Origin of the sequence: Rhodanobacter sp. IGA1.0 (genome assembly GCF_040208325.1) — a bacterium.
Classification (GTDB): Bacteria; Pseudomonadota; Gammaproteobacteria; order Xanthomonadales; family Rhodanobacteraceae; genus Rhodanobacter; species Rhodanobacter spathiphylli.
Genome location: NZ_CP157948.1, coordinates 2187414 through 2203704 on the forward strand (window position 1 = coordinate 2187414; position 16291 = coordinate 2203704).

Annotated in this window: 19 protein-coding genes; 9 read left to right on the forward strand and 10 right to left on the reverse strand. The window is 66.0% G+C overall.

The window, feature by feature from the left end; all coding sequences use genetic code 11:
* Positions 1-2 precede the first annotated feature (2 nt).
* The 8 genes from ABNK63_RS09835 to ABNK63_RS09870 form a co-directional block, all read right to left on the reverse strand.
* Entirely contained in the window at positions 3-1244 is a 1242-nt protein-coding gene (locus tag ABNK63_RS09835) for a lipoprotein-releasing ABC transporter permease subunit (protein WP_007808039.1), read from the reverse strand.
* Positions 1245-1342: 98 nt separating this feature from the next.
* A complete protein-coding gene (locus tag ABNK63_RS09840) occupies positions 1343-1780 on the reverse strand; it encodes a protein YgfX (RefSeq protein ID WP_007808041.1) in 438 nt (145 codons plus the stop codon).
* A complete protein-coding gene (locus tag ABNK63_RS09845; RefSeq protein ID WP_007808043.1) occupies positions 1752-2000 on the reverse strand; it encodes a succinate dehydrogenase assembly factor 2 in 249 nt (82 codons plus the stop codon). Before ABNK63_RS09845 ends, ABNK63_RS09840 begins: the two co-directional genes overlap by 29 nt.
* Before the next feature lie 102 nt (positions 2001-2102).
* Entirely contained in the window at positions 2103-2885 is a 783-nt protein-coding gene (locus ABNK63_RS09850; RefSeq protein WP_007808046.1) for a succinate dehydrogenase iron-sulfur subunit, read from the reverse strand.
* Positions 2886-2981: 96 nt separating this feature from the next.
* The gene (gene sdhA / locus ABNK63_RS09855; protein ID WP_007808048.1) at positions 2982-4769 is read right to left on the reverse strand and encodes a succinate dehydrogenase flavoprotein subunit; all 1788 of its coding nucleotides are present in this window, start codon (positions 4767-4769) and stop codon (positions 2982-2984) included.
* 19 nt (positions 4770-4788) lie between these two features.
* A complete protein-coding gene (gene sdhD, locus ABNK63_RS09860) occupies positions 4789-5193 on the reverse strand; it encodes a succinate dehydrogenase, hydrophobic membrane anchor protein (protein ID WP_040673274.1) in 405 nt (134 codons plus the stop codon).
* Positions 5190-5585 carry a succinate dehydrogenase, cytochrome b556 subunit gene (gene sdhC, locus ABNK63_RS09865; protein ID WP_007808050.1) on the reverse strand — a complete coding sequence of 132 codons (396 nt, stop codon included), beginning with the start codon at positions 5583-5585 and terminating at the stop codon, positions 5190-5192. Before sdhC ends, sdhD begins: the two co-directional genes overlap by 4 nt.
* A gap of 86 nt (positions 5586-5671) precedes the next feature.
* Complete coding sequence (locus tag ABNK63_RS09870) at positions 5672-6016, reverse strand: DUF1674 domain-containing protein (RefSeq protein ID WP_350015519.1); 345 nt, start codon at positions 6014-6016, stop codon at positions 5672-5674.
* On the opposite strand from ABNK63_RS09870, the gene ABNK63_RS09875 reads away from it, so the two are divergent.
* Both ABNK63_RS09875 and ABNK63_RS09880 read left to right on the forward strand, forming a co-directional pair.
* Positions 5959-6765: a folate-binding protein gene (locus ABNK63_RS09875; RefSeq protein WP_350015520.1), complete on the forward strand. Its 807-nt coding sequence runs from the start codon at positions 5959-5961 to the stop codon at positions 6763-6765. The genes ABNK63_RS09870 and ABNK63_RS09875 overlap by 58 nt on opposite strands.
* A gap of 472 nt (positions 6766-7237) precedes the next feature.
* Positions 7238-7672, forward strand: coding sequence for a cell wall hydrolase (locus ABNK63_RS09880; protein WP_040673275.1), 435 nt, complete (start codon positions 7238-7240; stop codon positions 7670-7672).
* Positions 7673-7798: 126 nt separating this feature from the next.
* Here the strand turns inward: ABNK63_RS09880 and ABNK63_RS09885 are convergent, their stop codons facing one another.
* Both ABNK63_RS09885 and ABNK63_RS09890 read right to left on the reverse strand, forming a co-directional pair.
* Complete coding sequence (locus ABNK63_RS09885) at positions 7799-8296, reverse strand: glycine zipper 2TM domain-containing protein (protein ID WP_007808055.1); 498 nt, start codon at positions 8294-8296, stop codon at positions 7799-7801.
* A gap of 35 nt (positions 8297-8331) precedes the next feature.
* Complete coding sequence (locus ABNK63_RS09890; RefSeq protein WP_007808056.1) at positions 8332-8919, reverse strand: glycine zipper 2TM domain-containing protein; 588 nt, start codon at positions 8917-8919, stop codon at positions 8332-8334.
* 171 nt (positions 8920-9090) lie between these two features.
* On the opposite strand from ABNK63_RS09890, the gene ABNK63_RS09895 reads away from it, so the two are divergent.
* The 7 genes from ABNK63_RS09895 to phbB all read left to right on the forward strand — a co-directional run bounded on the left by ABNK63_RS09895 (position 9091) and on the right by phbB (position 16175).
* The gene (locus ABNK63_RS09895) at positions 9091-9858 is read left to right on the forward strand and encodes a TatD family hydrolase (protein WP_350015521.1); all 768 of its coding nucleotides are present in this window, start codon (positions 9091-9093) and stop codon (positions 9856-9858) included.
* Positions 9859-9924: 66 nt separating this feature from the next.
* Positions 9925-10449 carry a MarR family transcriptional regulator gene (locus tag ABNK63_RS09900; RefSeq protein ID WP_007808058.1) on the forward strand — a complete coding sequence of 175 codons (525 nt, stop codon included), beginning with the start codon at positions 9925-9927 and terminating at the stop codon, positions 10447-10449.
* A gap of 11 nt (positions 10450-10460) precedes the next feature.
* Positions 10461-11945, forward strand: coding sequence for an efflux transporter outer membrane subunit (locus tag ABNK63_RS09905; protein ID WP_007808059.1), 1485 nt, complete (start codon positions 10461-10463; stop codon positions 11943-11945).
* Positions 11932-13137, forward strand: a complete 1206-nt coding sequence (locus tag ABNK63_RS09910; RefSeq protein ID WP_350015522.1) for an efflux RND transporter periplasmic adaptor subunit — start codon at positions 11932-11934, stop codon at positions 13135-13137. Before ABNK63_RS09905 ends, ABNK63_RS09910 begins: the two co-directional genes overlap by 14 nt.
* Positions 13138-13148: 11 nt before the next feature.
* A complete protein-coding gene (locus ABNK63_RS09915) occupies positions 13149-14711 on the forward strand; it encodes a DHA2 family efflux MFS transporter permease subunit (RefSeq protein ID WP_007808061.1) in 1563 nt (520 codons plus the stop codon).
* Between the two features lie 79 nt (positions 14712-14790).
* Positions 14791-15288, forward strand: a complete 498-nt coding sequence (phaR, locus tag ABNK63_RS09920) for a polyhydroxyalkanoate synthesis repressor PhaR (protein WP_007808062.1) — start codon at positions 14791-14793, stop codon at positions 15286-15288.
* A 125-nt stretch (positions 15289-15413) separates the two neighbouring features.
* On the forward strand, positions 15414-16175 hold the full coding sequence (phbB, locus tag ABNK63_RS09925) for an acetoacetyl-CoA reductase (protein ID WP_350015523.1): 762 nt from the start codon (positions 15414-15416) through the stop codon (positions 16173-16175).
* Positions 16176-16291 lie beyond the last annotated feature (116 nt).

Consider the following 16291-nt stretch of genomic DNA (forward strand, 5'->3'; position numbering starts at 1 on the left):
TCTTATTCATAGCGCAGCGCCTGCGCCGGCTGCGTGCGCGAGGCACGCCACGCGGGATAGAGGGTGGCCAGCAACGAGAACGCGAAGGTCAGCAGCGCGGTCCAGCCCACGTCGTGCCAGTCGAGCCGGCTCGGCACCTCGCTGATGTAGTAGACGTCCGGCGACAGGAAGGTCACGTGGAAGGTGTGCTCGATCCACTTGATGATGCCGGGCAGCTTCCACGACAGCAGCGAACCGAGGCCCACGCCGAAGCCGATGCCCACGAAACCCACCAGCACGCCCTGCACCATGAACATGCCCATGATGCTGCGCGGGGTGGCGCCCAGCGTGCGCAGGATCGCGATGTCGGCCTGCTTGTCGGTGACCAGCATCATCAGCATCGAGATCAGGTTGATCACCGCCACCAGGATGATCAGCGACAGGATGATGAACATCACCATCTTTTCCATCGACAGCGCGGCGAACAGGTTCGCGTTGGTATCCATCCAGGTCTGCACCCGGTAGACCTGGCCCAGCTGGTCGGCCAGTTCGCGCGCGACCGGGCGGGCGTTGAACAGGTCGTCGAGCTTCAGCCGGATGCCGGTCGGACCGGCGAGGTCGCCGAGCTTCTCGGCATCGCTCATGTTGACCAGGGCCAGGCCGGAATCGAACTGCTCCATGCCCAGTTCGAACGTGCCGACCACGTGGAAACTGCGCATCCGCGGCACGCTGCCCATCGGCGTGGCACGCAGTTGCTGCACCACCATGGTTACCCGGTCGCCGACGCCCACGCCCAGTGTCATCGCCAGCTCGCGACCCAGCACGATGTTCCAGCTGCCCGGGGTCAGCTGGTCAAGCTTGCCCTCGAGCATGTGCTTGTCGATGTCGACCACCTTCGGTTCCTGCGCCGGCTCGACGCCACGCACCAGCGCCCCGCTGGAACGGCGGGCGTTGAGATACGCCTCCATCTCCACATAGGGTGCGGCGCCCAGCACGTGCGGGTTGGCCTCGGCCACCTTCAGCGCGCGCGGCCATTCCTGCACGCTCTCGCCCACGCCGGAAACCGTGGCGTGCGAAATCGCCCCGAGGATGCGCGAGCGCATCTGGTAGTCGAAGCCGTTCATCACCGACATCACCGTGATCAGCGCGATCACGCTGATCGCGATGCACACGATCGACACGGTGGAGATGAAGGAGATGAACTGGTTGCGCCGCTTGGCGCGGGTGTAGCGCAGGCCGATGAAAAGTTCGAGCGGTCGGAACATGGGCGGGTCGCTTGTGGGGAGTTGCAGGGCGGGCCGCCCGGTCATCCATTATCAGGTATTCGCTGAGACCCTGCCGCGCGCCGGAAGTTGCGGTTCAGTCACAGGCGGGGCAAGGCGTCGGCAGCCTGGATCGTGGCCAGCCGCATGCGCAGCCGGCGACGGGTGTCTGCGTCACTGTTGTCCGTGGCGATCAGCAGCATCTGCGTCCCGTGCGCGTCGGTGCGCAGGCGCAGCAGGATCATTTCGCCAAGCACACGGAACGAACTCAGCGTGGCCGGCACGTCCTCGTGGTCGTGCAGGCGCAAGGTCCATGCCTGGTCGGCACTCCAGCCCGCCGCCGCCACGGGGCCGCTGGCCAGTCGTCGCAGCACGAGAGCCGCCGACAGCAGCACGATCGCCGCCAGCAGCAGCTTCGACCACCACGGAATCATGCACAGCAGCGTGGCCAGCAGCGCGGCCCCGGCGATCAGCAGCAGCGCCGCCCGCAGCAGCCGCGAAGGTCGGTATTCAAAGCCGATGGCGGGCGCGGATGTCATCGATGATCGCCTGCCAGTCCGCGCGCTCGGGGCGGGCATGGCCCATCACCCAGTCCCACAGGTCGGGGTCCTGCACGTCGAGCAGCTGGTCGAACGCCTGCCGCTGCGCTTCGTCCGCACCGGCGAAGCGCTCGTCCAGCCAGCCGCCGAACAGCGCGTCCAGCTCGCGCGTGCCGCGGCGGGCGCGCCAGCGCAGGCGCTTGATGCGGGCTTCATCCATCACGGGGCTCGGTCGTATCCATGAATGCGCAGTGTAACCGTTGCGCTAGAACGCGACAGGCCGCACGCGGCGGCCTGTCGTCGTGAATGACGCGCGGCGCGATCAGGCTGAACGCCGCTCCACCATCAGCTTCTTGATCTCGGCAATCGCCTTGGCCGGGTTGAGACCCTTGGGGCACGTCCGCGTGCAGTTCATGATGGTGTGGCAGCGGTACAGCTTGAACGGGTCTTCCAGGTCGTCCAGGCGCTCGCCGGTGGCTTCGTCACGGCTGTCGACGATCCAGCGGTACGCCTGCAGCAGGATCGCCGGACCAAGGTACTTGTCGCCGTTCCACCAGTAGCTCGGGCAGCTGGTCGAGCAGCAGGCGCACAGGATGCATTCGTACAGGCCGTCAAGCTTCTTGCGCTCTTCCGGCGACTGCAGGCGCTCGCGATCCGGCGCCGGGCTCTGCGTGCGCAGCCACGGCTTGATCGAGGCGAACTGGGCGTAGAAGTGGGTCAGGTCCGGGATCAGGTCCTTCACCACCGGCATGTGCGGCAGCGGGTAGATCTTCACGTCGCCCGCATCGCATTCGCCGATCGCCTTGGTGCAGGCCAGCGTGTTGGTGCCGTCGATGTTCATCGCGCACGAACCGCAGATGCCTTCGCGACAGGAGCGACGCAGGGTCAGCGTGGGATCGATCTCGTTCTTGATCTTCAGCAGCGCGTCCAGAACCATCGGACCGCAGGCGGCCAGGTCGACCTCGTAGGTATCGATGCGCGGGTTCTGCCCGTCATCCGGCGACCAGCGATAGATGCGGAAAGTACGCGGCTTCTTCGCATCCTTGGCCGGGTAATGCTTGCCCGGCTGGATTTTCGAATTCTTCGGTAGCGAAAACTCTGCCATGTGCTGAACCCTTCGACTTTCTGCAGGAGGGCTTGCGCCCCGACCGTACAACCAATGATGTCCATGCCACGAGGCGGCCGCAGCCGCCTGGCGGCATCAGTAAACGCGTTTCGCCGGCGGCACGGCCTTGACCTCGTCGGTCATCGGATTCATGTGCACGGGGCGGGAATCGAACCGCGGCTTGCCGGTCTCGTCGACCCACGCCAGGGTGTGCTTCATCCAGTTGACGTCGTCGCGCTCGGGGAAGTCCTCGCGCGCATGGCCACCGCGGCTTTCCTCGCGCTGCGCGGCGCCGTACATCGTGGCGACCGCCTGATCCAGCAGATTGGCCAGCTCCAGCGTCTCGATCAGGTCGGAGTTCCACACCAGCGACCGATCGCTGACGCGCACGTCCTTGAACGACTCGCGCACGGCGGAGATCTTTTCGCAGCCTTCCTTCAACGTCTTGCCGGTGCGGAACACCGCCGCGTCGCTCTGCATGGTGCGCTGCATCTCCAGCCGGATCTGCGCAGTCGGCTTGCTGCCGTTCGCGTTGCGCAGGCCGTCGAAACGCTCCAGCGCCTTGTCCAGCACGTTGGCCGGAAGATCCTTGTGCGCGGTTTCCGGCTTGATCAGCTCGGCGCAGCGATGCGCCACGGCGCGACCGAACACCACCAGGTCGAGCAGCGAATTGGAGCCCAGGCGGTTCGCGCCATGCACCGACACGCAGGCCGCTTCGCCGATCGCGAACAGGCCGGGCACCACCGCGTCGACATCGTCGCCGCGCTTCTGCACGACTTCGCCGTGATAGTTGGTCGGGATGCCGCCCATGTTGTAGTGCACGGTCGGGATGACCGGGATCGGCTCCTTGGTCACGTCGACGCCCGCGAAGATGCGCGCCGATTCGGCAATGCCCGGCAGGCGCTCGTGGATGACCTCGGGGCCGAGGTGCATCAGGTTGATGAAGATGTGGTCCTTGTGCTCGCCGACGCCGCGACCCTCGCGGATCTCCAGCGTCATCGCGCGGCTGACCACGTCGCGCGAGGCGAGGTCCTTCGCGCTGGGCGCATAGCGCTCCATGAAGCGCTCGCCCTCGGAGTTGGTGAGGTAACCGCCTTCGCCACGCACGCCTTCGGTGATCAGGCAGCCGGCGCCGTAGATGCCGGTGGGATGGAACTGCACGAACTCCATGTCCTGCAGGGCAAGGCCCGCACGCAGCACCATGCCGCCGCCGTCGCCGGTGCAGGTATGGGCCGAAGTGGCGCTGAAGTAGGCGCGACCATAACCGCCGGTGGCCATCACCACGGCATGGCCGCGGAAGAAATGCAGGGTGCCCTCGTTCATGTCGAGCGCGAGCACGCCGCGGCAGACGCCTTCCGCGTCGAAGATCAGGTCGATCGCGAAGTATTCGATGAAGAACGTGGCGTCATGCGCCAGCGCCTGCTGGTACAGGGTGTGCAGGATCGCGTGGCCGGTGCGGTCGGCCGCGGCACAGGTACGCTGCGCGGTGCCCTTGCCGTAATGCGTGGTCATGCCGCCGAACGGGCGCTGGTAGATCTTGCCCTCGTCGGTGCGCGAGAACGGCACGCCGTAGTGTTCCAGCTCGATGATCGAGGGGATCGCCTCGCGGCACATGTACTCGATCGCGTCCTGGTCGCCGAGCCAGTCGGAACCCTTGACTGTGTCGTAGAAATGGAAGCGCCAGTCGTCCTCGCCCATGTTGCCCAGCGCGGCGGAGATGCCGCCCTGCGCCGCCACGGTGTGCGAGCGGGTCGGGAAGACCTTGGTGATGCAGGCGGCCTTGAGCCCCTTCTCGGCCAGGCCGAAGGTGGCGCGCAGACCCGCGCCGCCGGCGCCGACCACGATCACGTCATACAGGTGCTGCTGGATCTTGTAGCTTTCCATGAAACCTTTTCCTCGCGTCTTATGGGGTCAGCGCAATGCGCAGCACGGCCAGCACGCCAGCCAGCGCGCCCAGCACCGCGAGGAACCTGATCGCCACCATCAGGACCACTTCCTTCCAGCGGGTATGCACGTAATCCTCGATCACCACCTGCAGACCGAGCACGGCATGCCAGAACATGGTGAGCACGAACGCGATCAGCAGCAGTGCATTCCACGGCTTGGCCACGGTGGCGCGGGCGGTGGCGTAATCGGCGTGCAGCAGGCACAGCACGGTGACCACGAACCACAGGCCCAGCAGCACCAGCGCCACCGCGGTCACCCGTTGGGTCCACCAGTGCTCCACGCCCGACTGGGCGGAACCCAGGCCACGGGCCGTCTTCAACGGGTTGCGCCGATCCTTCACGGCGACATCCTTTGCACTCATGCCGCACCCCCGGCCATCAACACGTAAGCCCACACCACGACCGTCAGCACGATGCTGCCGATGACCGACAGCCAGCTGGAACGCACGAACTGGGGAATCGAATAACCGAGGCCGGCGTCCTGCAGCAGGTGCCGGATGCCGTTGCAAAGATGATAGAAAAGCGACCAGCTCCAGCCCAGCATCAGGATCATGCCGAGCGGGCTGCCCAGCACGCCCCTGAAGTGGTTGAAGCTTTCCTCACCGGTGGCCAGGTGGATCAGGCCGCAGACGACGAGCAGGCTGCCGACGGCCAGTGCGATGCCGGTGGCGCGGTGCGTGATGGAGGTCATCATCTGCACCTGCTTCCGGTAGATCTGCAGGTGCGGTGAGAGCGGTCGTTGCGTATCTGCCATGGCGGCTATCCTGTGTGGAATCGCTGATGTCCATGCCGCCTCTGTCCTGCCCCTTGCACGACGGCGACGAGCGCCGGCGCGAACGTTCAGAAGTCGATGCAGCGTCCGTTCTTTTCCCAGTCACCATAACGCGTGGGATCGGGAACCGCGCGCTCCGTGGAATCCTTTTCCGATGGCTTGCCCGCAGGCACGGCAGTCGTTTCCGCAGGAACGGAAGCAGGATGGGATTCGGCGGGAGTCGTGGTATTGGACATGGTTTTTGTAAGCCGACAAAGGTTAATACTTGCGGCAGTGCAGTACAACCATGCAGGCTCGCGCCGTGACGTCCGCTCCCTTGTGTCTGCAGCCCTCCGTCCCCAACTCCACCACTTCCATGAACCTGCCCCTGTTCGCCGAAACATTGCTGATCGAAGGTGCCGACGCACCCGCATTCGCGCACGCCCAGTTCAGCAGCGCCGTGAAATCGCTGGCGGTCGATCGATGGCAATTCAGCGCCTGGCTCGATCCTCGGGGACGCGTGCTGGCCCTCTTTCATCTGGCCCGTCTCGCCGATGATCGCCACCTGCTGCTGTTGCGTGGCGGCAGCGCCGCGGTGATGGCCGAGGCGCTGCGCCGTTTCGTGTTCCGTTCGAAAGTGCGCATCACTGCACTGCCACCGCGACATCTCGCCTGCGGACCTGCGCTGGCGCAGGGATCACTGGCGAGCGAACCGGCCGGCGATGACGATCTTTCGCTCGGTTGTGACTCGCACAGTCTGCGCATCGGCAGCGTCGGCGACGACGCCTGGCGACTGCAGCAATTGCGCGCCGGCTGGCCATGGTTGCCGGACTCCTGTCTGGGTGAACTGCTGCCGCCGGCAATCTCGCTGCAACGCCTGCAGGCCGTGGTGGTCGACAAGGGTTGCTATCCCGGCCAGGAAATCGTGGCACGCCTGCATTTTCGTGGCGGCCACAAGCGGCACCTGCATCGCGTCACATTGTCGCAAGCGGCAAATGCGGGCGACGTGCTGCGACAGGAAGGCCGTGATATCGGGCGCGTGCTTGACGTGATCGCAAACGGCACGGAGTTCGAGGCACTGGCGACATTGAATGACGAACTCGTCGCCGAGGCGGATGCCGGCAACACCTTGATCCTCGACGACGACGTCGCAATCACCCTGCTTTCTTCATGGCCGGCCTGAACAAAAGTTCGTGATAACAACGAGATTCGCAATGGCACTTGTCAACCCATCGTGAGTGCCGGTTAAACTTCGGCACCCCGGCACTTGCCAGCGGCGAATTCCGCCACTAGGCTCCGCCGATCGAATATCGCGGCACCCGTAACACGGGGTGTCGATTGACGCGACGAACCGGATGAATTCCGAATCGGCGCGACCCGGCAGCCACATCGCCGGATGGAACAACGCCTCGCAGCCAACGAGTGCGTACAAGTCGCAGGCAATACGGCCCCATAGCGCCGCGCAACGCCCGACCGAAACCAGTCCCCCGAATGGCCTGACCGTCGTTCGACCGCCACAATCCCGTGGCAAAGCGTCATGGCCACAAGTTTCGGCCATGACGACAGATCCAGGTGGAACGGCCTGCCCGCCCGTCCACCGCAACGGCACGCGAAGCTGCTTCTGCTTCGCGCGTACAGCACGCTGGAGGCAGAACATGAAACTTTCCATGCTGTTGTGGCTGACCACGTTGATGCCGCAACCCGTCGCCGATCAGGCCTGTCTGGCCACCACGGTGTATCTCGAAGCACGCAGCGAGCCGGTCAATGGCCAGCTTGCGGTCGCCGAAGTGGCATTGCGTCGTCGCGATCGCGGTCGCTGGGGCGACACGGTATGCAAGGTGGTGACGGCACCGCACCAGTTCGCCACGACGACCACGCCCGGTTCGTTCGAGATCACCAACCTCGAAGCGTTCAACAAGGCATGGCAGATCGCCGGCATGTCCCTGCACAACTGGCAACTGCCCGTGGCGGAACGTCGCATGGTGGTTCCGCGCGCCGATCATTTCGCCACCACCGCCATCTCGCCCGCGTGGTCGCACAACCGGCCCAGCGTGACGATCGGCGAACACGCCTTCTATGCGGTGAATTGAACCGGGCGGCGACCTTGCAGCAACACATGCCCGCAACAGTCAGTCGGAAAACGAGAAAAGGCCCTCTTTCGAGGGCCTTTTCATTTGGACGTCCAGACGTCCAGACGTCCAATTACGCAACTTGTATCAGCGCGCGTAGACGTGGTCGCCACGCACCTCGACATAGTCGCCATTGCGGACACCTGGGTTCTCGCGCTGGGTGACGGTGGCGTACTGGCCATTGTCCAGTCGAACCACGACGCGCCAGGCGACATCGCTGCCGCTGTTGCGCTTGCCTACCTGGTTGCCGACCACGCCACCGGCGACCGCGCCAGCAACGGTGGCGGCCTTGCGACCGTCACCCTTGCCCACCTGGTTGCCCAGGACGCCACCGGCAACCGCACCGATGATTGCTCCCAGCGTGCCGCCGTTGCCGCTGCCGCCATCCGTATAGACCTGCTGCACTTCCTGCACCACGCCGCAAGTCTGGCAACGGACGTTGCGGTTGCCGTAGCTGCCTTGCTGCGACTGGTACCCGCCGTTATACCCGCCGTTGTTGCCGTAGGGCGTCGTGGCGCAGCCGGCCAGGGCCAGCCCGCCGGTCATTGCCGCGACGAGTGCCAACTTGCTGGTGAGTGCATTCATGAGTCAGTTCCTTGTAACGGGGAGGGAGAGGGGTTTCAGCGGGCGTCCGACACGGCAGTGACACCTTCCTGCACCTGCACGCGGTCGCCCGGATCGTGATCCATGCGCACGGTACGGGTCACGCCGTTGTACTCGTAGCGCACGTCGTAGCCGACGATCTTGGTGGTGCTGTCGTTCACGGTCTCGCACTTGCGCTCGACCGTCGAGGTCACCTGCCCGTGCTGCTTGCTCGCCTGGATGCGGTTGCCGGCATAGCCGCCACCGACGGCGCCGGCCACGGTTGCCAGGGTCTTGCCCTTGCCGCCGCCCACCTGGTTGCCGACCAGCCCGCCCACCACCGCGCCGATCGCGGTGCCGGCGATGCGGTGCTCATCCTTCGGGGGAGCGGTATGCGTTACGGTTTCGTCGTGGCAGACCTGCTTGGGGTTGTTCACCGTGGAGCGCACCGGATCGACGCTGACGACCTTGGCATACTTCACGGCCGCGCCGCCGGCATCCGTGCTGCCGGCGTCGGCCGCACCGTTGGAGACGCCCGCGTCCGCGTTGCGGTTGCAGGCGGAAATGCCGGTCGCCAGCACCGCAGCGATCGCGATATTGAGCACGTTGATCGTCAATCTGTTCATAACAACCTCTCCTCTGTTTTGTTTTTGTGGCTGGCTGCATTGCCGGATGCAAGCGCAATAACATGCGAGTTCATTGAACCTTGCTCCAACTGAATCGGAGTTAGCTCGGTCCGGCTACATTATCTTCACGCCATCACGACATTTCCCTCGGCCACGACACGAAAATCAACCATGCGCAAGATCGCCGACAGCCACGTGCATCTCAATGACTCCGCTTTCCGGGCCGACGGCGACCAGGTGATTGCACGGGCACTCGAGGCTGGCGTGGACACCATGGTCGTGCCGTCCGTGGATGCCGCCAGCTGGCCGGTCATCGGCGAGCTTTGCGGTCGTCATCCTGCATTGCATCCGGCGTGGGGTCTCCACCCGGTGTTCCTGGCGAATCATGTTCCCGCGAATGTGCAGGCGCTGTCTTCGCTGCTGAACGACAGCAGACCGGTGGCGGTCGGCGAGATCGGGCTCGACTTCCATCGCGACGACCTCGACGCGGACAGGCAGCGCGAGTACTTCCTGCGCCAGCTCGAACTGGCACGCGAACACGAACTCCCGGTGATCGTGCACGCCCGCAACGCACTGGAGGAGGTCATCCTCACCCTGCGGCGCCAGGGCGGGTTGCGTGGCGTGGTGCACAGCTTCTCCGGCAGCGAGCAGCAGGCCCGCCAGTTGTGGGACCTGGGTTTCCACCTGGGCATCGGCGGCCCGGTGACCTACGAGCGCGCGCAGCGACTGCGCCGCATCGTGGCCGGCATGCCGCTCGAATTCCTGCTGCTGGAAAGCGATGCGCCGGACCAGCCGGATGCCCTCCACCGCGGCGAGCGCAACGAGCCGGCCCGGGTGGTCGAGGTATTGCGCTGCGTGGCCGGCCTGCGCGGGGAAACGGAACGGCATGTCGCCGACGTGACGCGCTCCAATACCCGGCGCCTGTTCGGCATCCACTGACGACCACTTGCATGCGCCGGCCGCGTGCTGATATTTTAATTCACTGGTGAAATATGAATCAGTGAAATGGATCGGCTGAAGCAGTGCATCGCGATGATGGACGAGGGCATCGGGCGGGTGAGCGGGATCATCCCGCAGATGCCGGCGGACGAGGCGCGCCTGTGCCGCCTGATGCTGATGCTCGGGCAGGACATCGAGGAGGAGCTCGAGTCCGAGCTGAAGCCGAACAAGCTCAACCACAGCGAATTCCTCACCCTGATGATCCTGTACAGCCGCCCCGACGGGATCTCCACGCCCGGCGAGCTGTGCGAGTACACCAATCAGGGCGCGACCAACATGACCCGCATCGGCAACGCGCTGGTCAAGCGCGGCCTGATCAGCCGCGGCAGCGGTGCCAGCGACCGGCGCAAGGTGGTGATACGCATCAGCGCGGCAGGCCGGCGCATGGTGCAGAAGATGCTGCCACCGATGTTTCCCCGCCTTGCCAACATGTTTGGCGGCTTCAGCGCCACCGACAAGCGTCAACTCGACCGTCTCCTGCGCAAACTGGCGGGCAACCTCGACCAACTGGGCGAAAGCCGCCACCCATGAAGGAAACCCCGATGAAGCATGCTCCGCATCGCGGTCGCACCGTGCTTGTCGCCGCCATCGTGCTGATGCTGGCCGGCTGTGCCCGCGCCCCGGCCAAGCTGGATACCCCCGCACTGCGCGACGAGGCCCCTCTGGCCGGCCTGCAGACGGCCGTTCGCCCCGGCTGGCCCGGCACCGAATGGTGGCGGCAGTACAACGACCCGCAACTGGACGACCTGATGGGCCGCGCGATGCTGCAGTCGCCCGATCTGGCGCTGGCTCGCAGCCGCGTCGAGAACGCCGAGCAGTCGGCGAAACTGGCCGCTGCCCAGCTCGGCCTGTCGATCAACGGCAGCGCGCAGGCGTCGCGCACGCGGATGAGCGACCACGGCCTGATCCCCAGCAAGTTCCTGGGCTTCAGCTGGTACAACCAGGCCGATCTCGGCGTGCAACTGGAATACGATTTCGACTGGTGGGGCAAGAAGCGCGCCACCATGGAGGCCGCTCTGGATCAGGCGCGCGCCGCCCAGGCCCAGCGCAGCGCTGCGGCGCTGGCGATCCAGTACGCCGTGGCCGACACCTATTTTGGCTGGCAGGCCGACCAGGCACGGTTGCAATTGGCCGATCGCCTGCTGGCCACGCAACAGCAGTTCGCCCGCATCGCGGACCTGCGCGTGAAACAGGGCGTGGACCTGCCTGACGAGGCGCAGAAGGCGCGCGCGCAACTGGCTGCGGTGCGCGAAATGCGCGCGGCGCTCGATGGCTCGGGGAAGATTCGCCGCGCGGCGCTGGCCTCCCTGCTCGGCGTGGCGCCGGCCGAACTGCCGGAGCTGCACGCCAGCCCGCTGCCCGTGATCAACGGCGGCGTACCGGCGGATGCCAGCCTGGACCTGCTGGCCCGGCGTCCCGACATCGCGGCCAGCCGCTGGCAGGTCGAGGCGGCACTGAAGCAGACCGATGCGGCCCGTGCCCAGTTCTTTCCCGACTTCAGCATCAAGGCGCTGGCCGGCCTGTCCAGCATCGACATGGGCAAGCTGCTCACCGCGGGCAGCCGCACCTTCGCGGTGACGCCCGCGCTGCATCTGCCGATCTTCAACGGCGGCACGCTCGAGGCCAACTACGGCGTCAGCAAGGCCCAGCTCGATGCCGCCGTCGCCCAGTACGACAGCACGGTACTCACCGCCGCCCGCGAAGTGGCCACCCAGTCGCTGAGCGCCGAACAGGTCGCGGCCCGCCTGCGTGAACAACAGGCCCAACTGGATGCCGACAAGGCGCTGCTGGCCAGTGCGCAGGCACGTGCCCGCCAGGGCGTGCGCGACCTGCGCGAAAGCCTCGGCGCGCAGGCGACGCTGCTGCAACAGCGCGATGCCGCCACCCAGTTGCAGGCCCAGGCGCTGAGCACGGATCTCGCCCTGATCAAGGCTCTCGGCGGCGGCTATCGCAGCGCCGACGCCACCACCTCCCCCTCCTCTTCCTCTTCCGTCAACGCCGGAGCTTCCGACCATGAGCGCCACTGAATCCGAAACTGCTGTCGACAGCAACGACAGCGGCATGGCCGCGAAGAATCCGGCCAAGCGCCGTCGCGCCCTGCTGATCGTCGCCGCGGTGTTCATCCTTGCCGGACTGATCTGGTTCCTGCTGTGGATGTTCGTGTTCTCCACCCGCGTGAAAACCGACAACGCCTATGTCGGCGGCAACCAGGTGGCGATTTCCGCCCAGGTGCCGGGCACCGTGGTGGCGATCCTCGCCGACGACACGCAGCGCGTGGAAGCCGGCCAGGTGCTGGTGAAGCTGGACGCCACCGACGCCGAGACGCGACTGGAGCAGGCCCGCAGCGCGCTGGCCCAGGCCGTGCGCGGCGTGCGCCAGCAGACCAGTTCGGCCACCGGCGCGGACGCCCAGGTCGTCACGGCCCGGCTCGCTCTGAAGAAGGCCCAGGCCGACCTGCAGCGCCGCCTGCCGCTGATCGCCGCCCAGGCCGAATCGCCGGAGATCGTGCAGCACCTGCGCGACGGCGTGGAGCAGGCGCGCGCCGCGGTGAACGCCGCCGAGGCGCAGGCCGCCGCCGCGCATGCCGCGATCGAAGGGACCGACGTGGCGCAGAACCCGGCAGTGCTGCAGGCCCGCGCCAACTTCCGCGCTGCCTGGGTCGCCGCGCAACGCAACGCGATCTATGCGCCGGTGTCCGGCTACGTGGCCGAACGCAGCGTGCAACTGGGCAACAGCGTGCAGCCGGGCCAGCAGCTGATGACCGTGGTACCGCTGCACGACCTGTGGATCGACGCGAATTTCAAGGAGAGCCAGCTGCGCCATATCCGCATCGGCCAGCCGGTGAAGATCGTCTCCGATGTCTACGGCGACGACGCCGAGTTCCACGGCAAGGTGATCGGCCTGGGCGCCGGCACCGGCAGCGTGTTCTCGCTGCTGCCGGCGCAGAACGCCACCGGCAACTGGATCAAGGTGGTGCAGCGCGTGCCGGTGCGCATCGCGCTGGACAACAGGGAACTGGACAAGCACCCGCTGCGCATCGGCCTGTCCACCGACGTCACCGTCGACATCCGCCATGACCAGGGCAGCGTGCTGGCCAACACGCCGACGCAGCAGCCGGTGGCGCAGACCGACGTCTACGACCAGATGGCCAGCAAGGCCGATGCGGAAGCCGAGCGGATCATCCGCGCCAACCTGCCCCACGCCACCGCCGCGAACTGAGCCGGACATCCATGGCCGCCACGCCGAACGACGCCGCACCCGACGCCCCGCTGAAGCCTCTGCACGGCGGTCCGCTGGCGCTGCTCACCATCGCCGTCGCGTTCAGCACCTTCATGGAGGTGCTGGACATGACGATCGTCAACGTCGCGGTGCCGCACATCGCCGGCAGCCTCGGCGTGAGCCCCAGCGAAGGCACCTGGACGATCAGCTCGTACGCACTGGCCAGCGCGATCATGCAGCCGCTGACCGGCTGGCTCGCGCGCCGCTTCGGCGAGGTGAAGACCTTCGTCGGCTCGGTGCTGATGTTCGTGGTGTTCTCGATGCTGTGCGGCCTGGCCACCAGCATGCCGATGCTGGTGATCGGCCGCCTGCTGCAGGGCGCCGGCTCCGGCCCGATGGTGGCGCTGTCGCTGACCCTGCTGCTGTCGAACTATCCGAAGGAGAAACAGGGCATCGCGCTGGCGCTGTGGGCGATGACCGTGGTGGTGGCGCCGATCTTCGGGCCGATCCTGGGCGGCTGGCTGACCGACAACTTCTCCTGGCCATGGATCTTCTACATCAACCTGCCGGTCGGATTGGCGGCGGCGGTGATCACCTGGGGCCTGCTGCGCAAGCGCGAGACGAAAACCTACAAGGCGCCGATCGACATGATCGGGCTGGTGTTGCTGGTGGTTGGGGTGGGCGCGCTGCAGTTCATGCTGGACAACGGCAACGACAACGACTGGTTCTCCTCGCCGATGATCCTGGTGCTGGGGCTCACCGCACTGATCTGCCTAACCTTCCTGATCGTGTGGGAACTGCATGCGAAGCATCCGGTGGTCGACCTGTCGCTGTTCAGGCAACGCAACTTCACGGTGGGCGTGATCAGCCTGTCGCTGGGCATGTTCGCGTTCTTCGGCATCAACGTGGTGTTCCCGCTGTGGCTGCAGATCACCTTGGGCTACACCGCGACCTGGGCCGGCCTGGCCACCGCGCCGGTCGGCGTGCTGGCGTTCCTGATCGCGCCGGTCCTGGGCAAGAACATGCACAAGCTGGACCTGCGCGCGGTGGTGACGTTCGCGTTCCTGGTCTTCGCCGGCACCGCGTACTGGTTTTCCACCTTCGACAGCTCCGCCTCGTTCTCCACCCTGGTGATCCCGCGTTTCGTGATGGGCCTGGCGATCCCCTGCTTCTTCATCCCGCTGAACCAGGTCTACCTGTCCGGCCTGCCGGTGGACCAGATCGCCAGCGCCTCGGGCCTGTCCAATTTCTGCCGCACGATCGGTTCGAGCGTGTCCACCGCGATCATGGTGACGATGTGGCAACACCGCGGCGAAACCCACCATGCCACGCTGACCGAGTACGTCAGCCCCGGCCACCCGGCCGCTACCCAGTTCATCGGCCAGCTGTCGCATGCCGGGCTGTCGCATACGCAAAGCCTGGGCCTGATCGACCAGTTGCTGACGCGCGAGGCACTCACGCTGGCGGTGAACGACGTTTTCTGGGCCTGTGCGATCCTGTTCGTGCTGCTGATTCCGGTGCTGTGGTTCGCCAGGCCGCCGTTCGGCAGCGCAGGCGGCGCGGTCGGCCACTGAAATGCTGCGGCCGCCGGCCGCAGCATGAAAACTCCCGGTCGACTGGTGCGGCGCAATATCTTCTGCTAGCGTTCGCCGCATGGCACAAACAAAGCGCACCATCAAGAAATATCCGAACCGGCGTCTCTACGACACGGAAATCTCCAGCTACATCACGCTGGAGGAAGTCCGCCAGCTGGTGCTGGACAACGAGGATTTCGAGGTCCGCGACGCCAAGAGCGGCGAGGACCTGACCCGTTCGGTACTGCTGCAGATCATCTCCGAGCACGAGGACAAGGGGCAGCCGATGCTGTCGCCGCAGTTGCTCAGCCAGATCATCCGCTTCTATGGCGATTCGCTGCAGGGCTTCATGGGCCCTTACCTGGAGCGCAGCCTGCAGGTCTTCCTCGACCAGCAGACCCAGTTCCGCAGCCAGCTCAACAGCCTGATGGGACAGACTCCCTGGAATACGCTGAACGACCTGACCGAGCGCAACATGGCCGCGTTCCAGGCGATGCAGCGCGGGCTGATGGACACCGCCGCCCAGGTCATGCCGACGCCGCCCGGCGGCGCCCGCGGCGGCAAGAAGTCCGGCTGATCCGGACCCCATGGACGGCGCGCATCGACGCGCCGTTCGCTTGTCACCACCCTGCCAATCCGATCCGGCCGCTGCAGCACAGCACGTGCTGCCCCGCGGCATGATCCTCCCATGGACGCACTGCAATGAGCCCTGCCCTCCTTCCCGAACGCGTTGCACTGGTCACCGGCGGCATCGGCGGCCTGGGTACGGAAATCTGTCGCCAGCTGGCCAGCGCGGGACGTCGGGTGGTCGCGCTGGACCTCGCTTCGCGCGAAGAGCGCGTGGCTGCATTCCACGACGAAGTGGCCGCGTTCGGTGGAGCGATCAGCTTCGCGCCGGCTGACGTCAGCGACTTCGACAACTGCCGCGCCGTGGTCGAGCGCATCGAGCAAGAGCATGGCAGCGTGGACATCGTGGTCAACGCCGCCGGCATCACCCGCGATGCCAGCCTGCGCAAGATGACGCCGCAGCAATGGCACGAACTGATGCACGTGAACCTCGACGGCGTGTTCAACCTGTGCCGCAACGTGATCGACGGGATGACCGCCCGCGGCTTCGGCCGCATCGTCAACATCAGCTCGGTCAACGGCCAGACCGGGCAGTTCGGCCAGACCAACTACTCTGCCGCCAAGGCCGGCGTGCACGGCTTCACCATGGCGCTGGCGCGCGAGACCGCACGCAAGGGCGTCACCGTCAACACCGTTTCGCCGGGCTATTGCGACACGCCGATGGTGGCCGCGGTATCCGAAGAGATCCGCGCGCAGATCATTGCCGGCATTCCGGTCGGCCGGCTTGGTTCGCCCGCCGACATCGCCCGTGCCGTGGCCTTCCTCGCCGCCGACGAAGCCGGCTACATCACCGGCGCCAACCTGCCCGTCAACGGCGGGTATTTCATGAGCTTCTGAAGACGCCTCTGTCGGCAGCGCAGCTGCCCGGATTGCCGGCAGGTCAACGCGTGTGCCGATCCGCTGCTTTTATGTATGATCGAAACACCACTTTGACATGGATTTCGGAGCACGGA

Coding starts and splice junctions, on each gene's coding strand:
- ABNK63_RS09835 (WP_007808039.1), bottom strand. CDS start 1,244: ATGTTCCGACCGCTCGAACTTTTCATCGGCCTGCGCTACACCCGCGCC.
- ABNK63_RS09840 (WP_007808041.1), bottom strand. CDS start 1,780: ATGACATCCGCGCCCGCCATCGGCTTTGAATACCGACCTTCGCGGCTG.
- ABNK63_RS09845 (WP_007808043.1), bottom strand. CDS start 2,000: ATGGATGAAGCCCGCATCAAGCGCCTGCGCTGGCGCGCCCGCCGCGGC.
- ABNK63_RS09850 (WP_007808046.1), bottom strand. CDS start 2,885: ATGGCAGAGTTTTCGCTACCGAAGAATTCGAAAATCCAGCCGGGCAAG.
- sdhA (WP_007808048.1), bottom strand. CDS start 4,769: ATGGAAAGCTACAAGATCCAGCAGCACCTGTATGACGTGATCGTGGTC.
- sdhD (WP_040673274.1), bottom strand. CDS start 5,193: ATGAGTGCAAAGGATGTCGCCGTGAAGGATCGGCGCAACCCGTTGAAG.
- sdhC (WP_007808050.1), bottom strand. CDS start 5,585: ATGGCAGATACGCAACGACCGCTCTCACCGCACCTGCAGATCTACCGG.
- ABNK63_RS09875 (WP_350015520.1), top strand. CDS start 5,959: ATGAACCTGCCCCTGTTCGCCGAAACATTGCTGATCGAAGGTGCCGAC.
- ABNK63_RS09870 (WP_350015519.1), bottom strand. CDS start 6,016: ATGCGGGTGCGTCGGCACCTTCGATCAGCAATGTTTCGGCGAACAGGG.
- ABNK63_RS09880 (WP_040673275.1), top strand. CDS start 7,238: ATGAAACTTTCCATGCTGTTGTGGCTGACCACGTTGATGCCGCAACCC.
- ABNK63_RS09885 (WP_007808055.1), bottom strand. CDS start 8,296: ATGAATGCACTCACCAGCAAGTTGGCACTCGTCGCGGCAATGACCGGC.
- ABNK63_RS09890 (WP_007808056.1), bottom strand. CDS start 8,919: ATGAACAGATTGACGATCAACGTGCTCAATATCGCGATCGCTGCGGTG.
- ABNK63_RS09895 (WP_350015521.1), top strand. CDS start 9,091: ATGCGCAAGATCGCCGACAGCCACGTGCATCTCAATGACTCCGCTTTC.
- ABNK63_RS09900 (WP_007808058.1), top strand. CDS start 9,925: ATGGATCGGCTGAAGCAGTGCATCGCGATGATGGACGAGGGCATCGGG.
- ABNK63_RS09905 (WP_007808059.1), top strand. CDS start 10,461: ATGAAGCATGCTCCGCATCGCGGTCGCACCGTGCTTGTCGCCGCCATC.
- ABNK63_RS09910 (WP_350015522.1), top strand. CDS start 11,932: ATGAGCGCCACTGAATCCGAAACTGCTGTCGACAGCAACGACAGCGGC.
- ABNK63_RS09915 (WP_007808061.1), top strand. CDS start 13,149: ATGGCCGCCACGCCGAACGACGCCGCACCCGACGCCCCGCTGAAGCCT.
- phaR (WP_007808062.1), top strand. CDS start 14,791: ATGGCACAAACAAAGCGCACCATCAAGAAATATCCGAACCGGCGTCTC.
- phbB (WP_350015523.1), top strand. CDS start 15,414: ATGAGCCCTGCCCTCCTTCCCGAACGCGTTGCACTGGTCACCGGCGGC.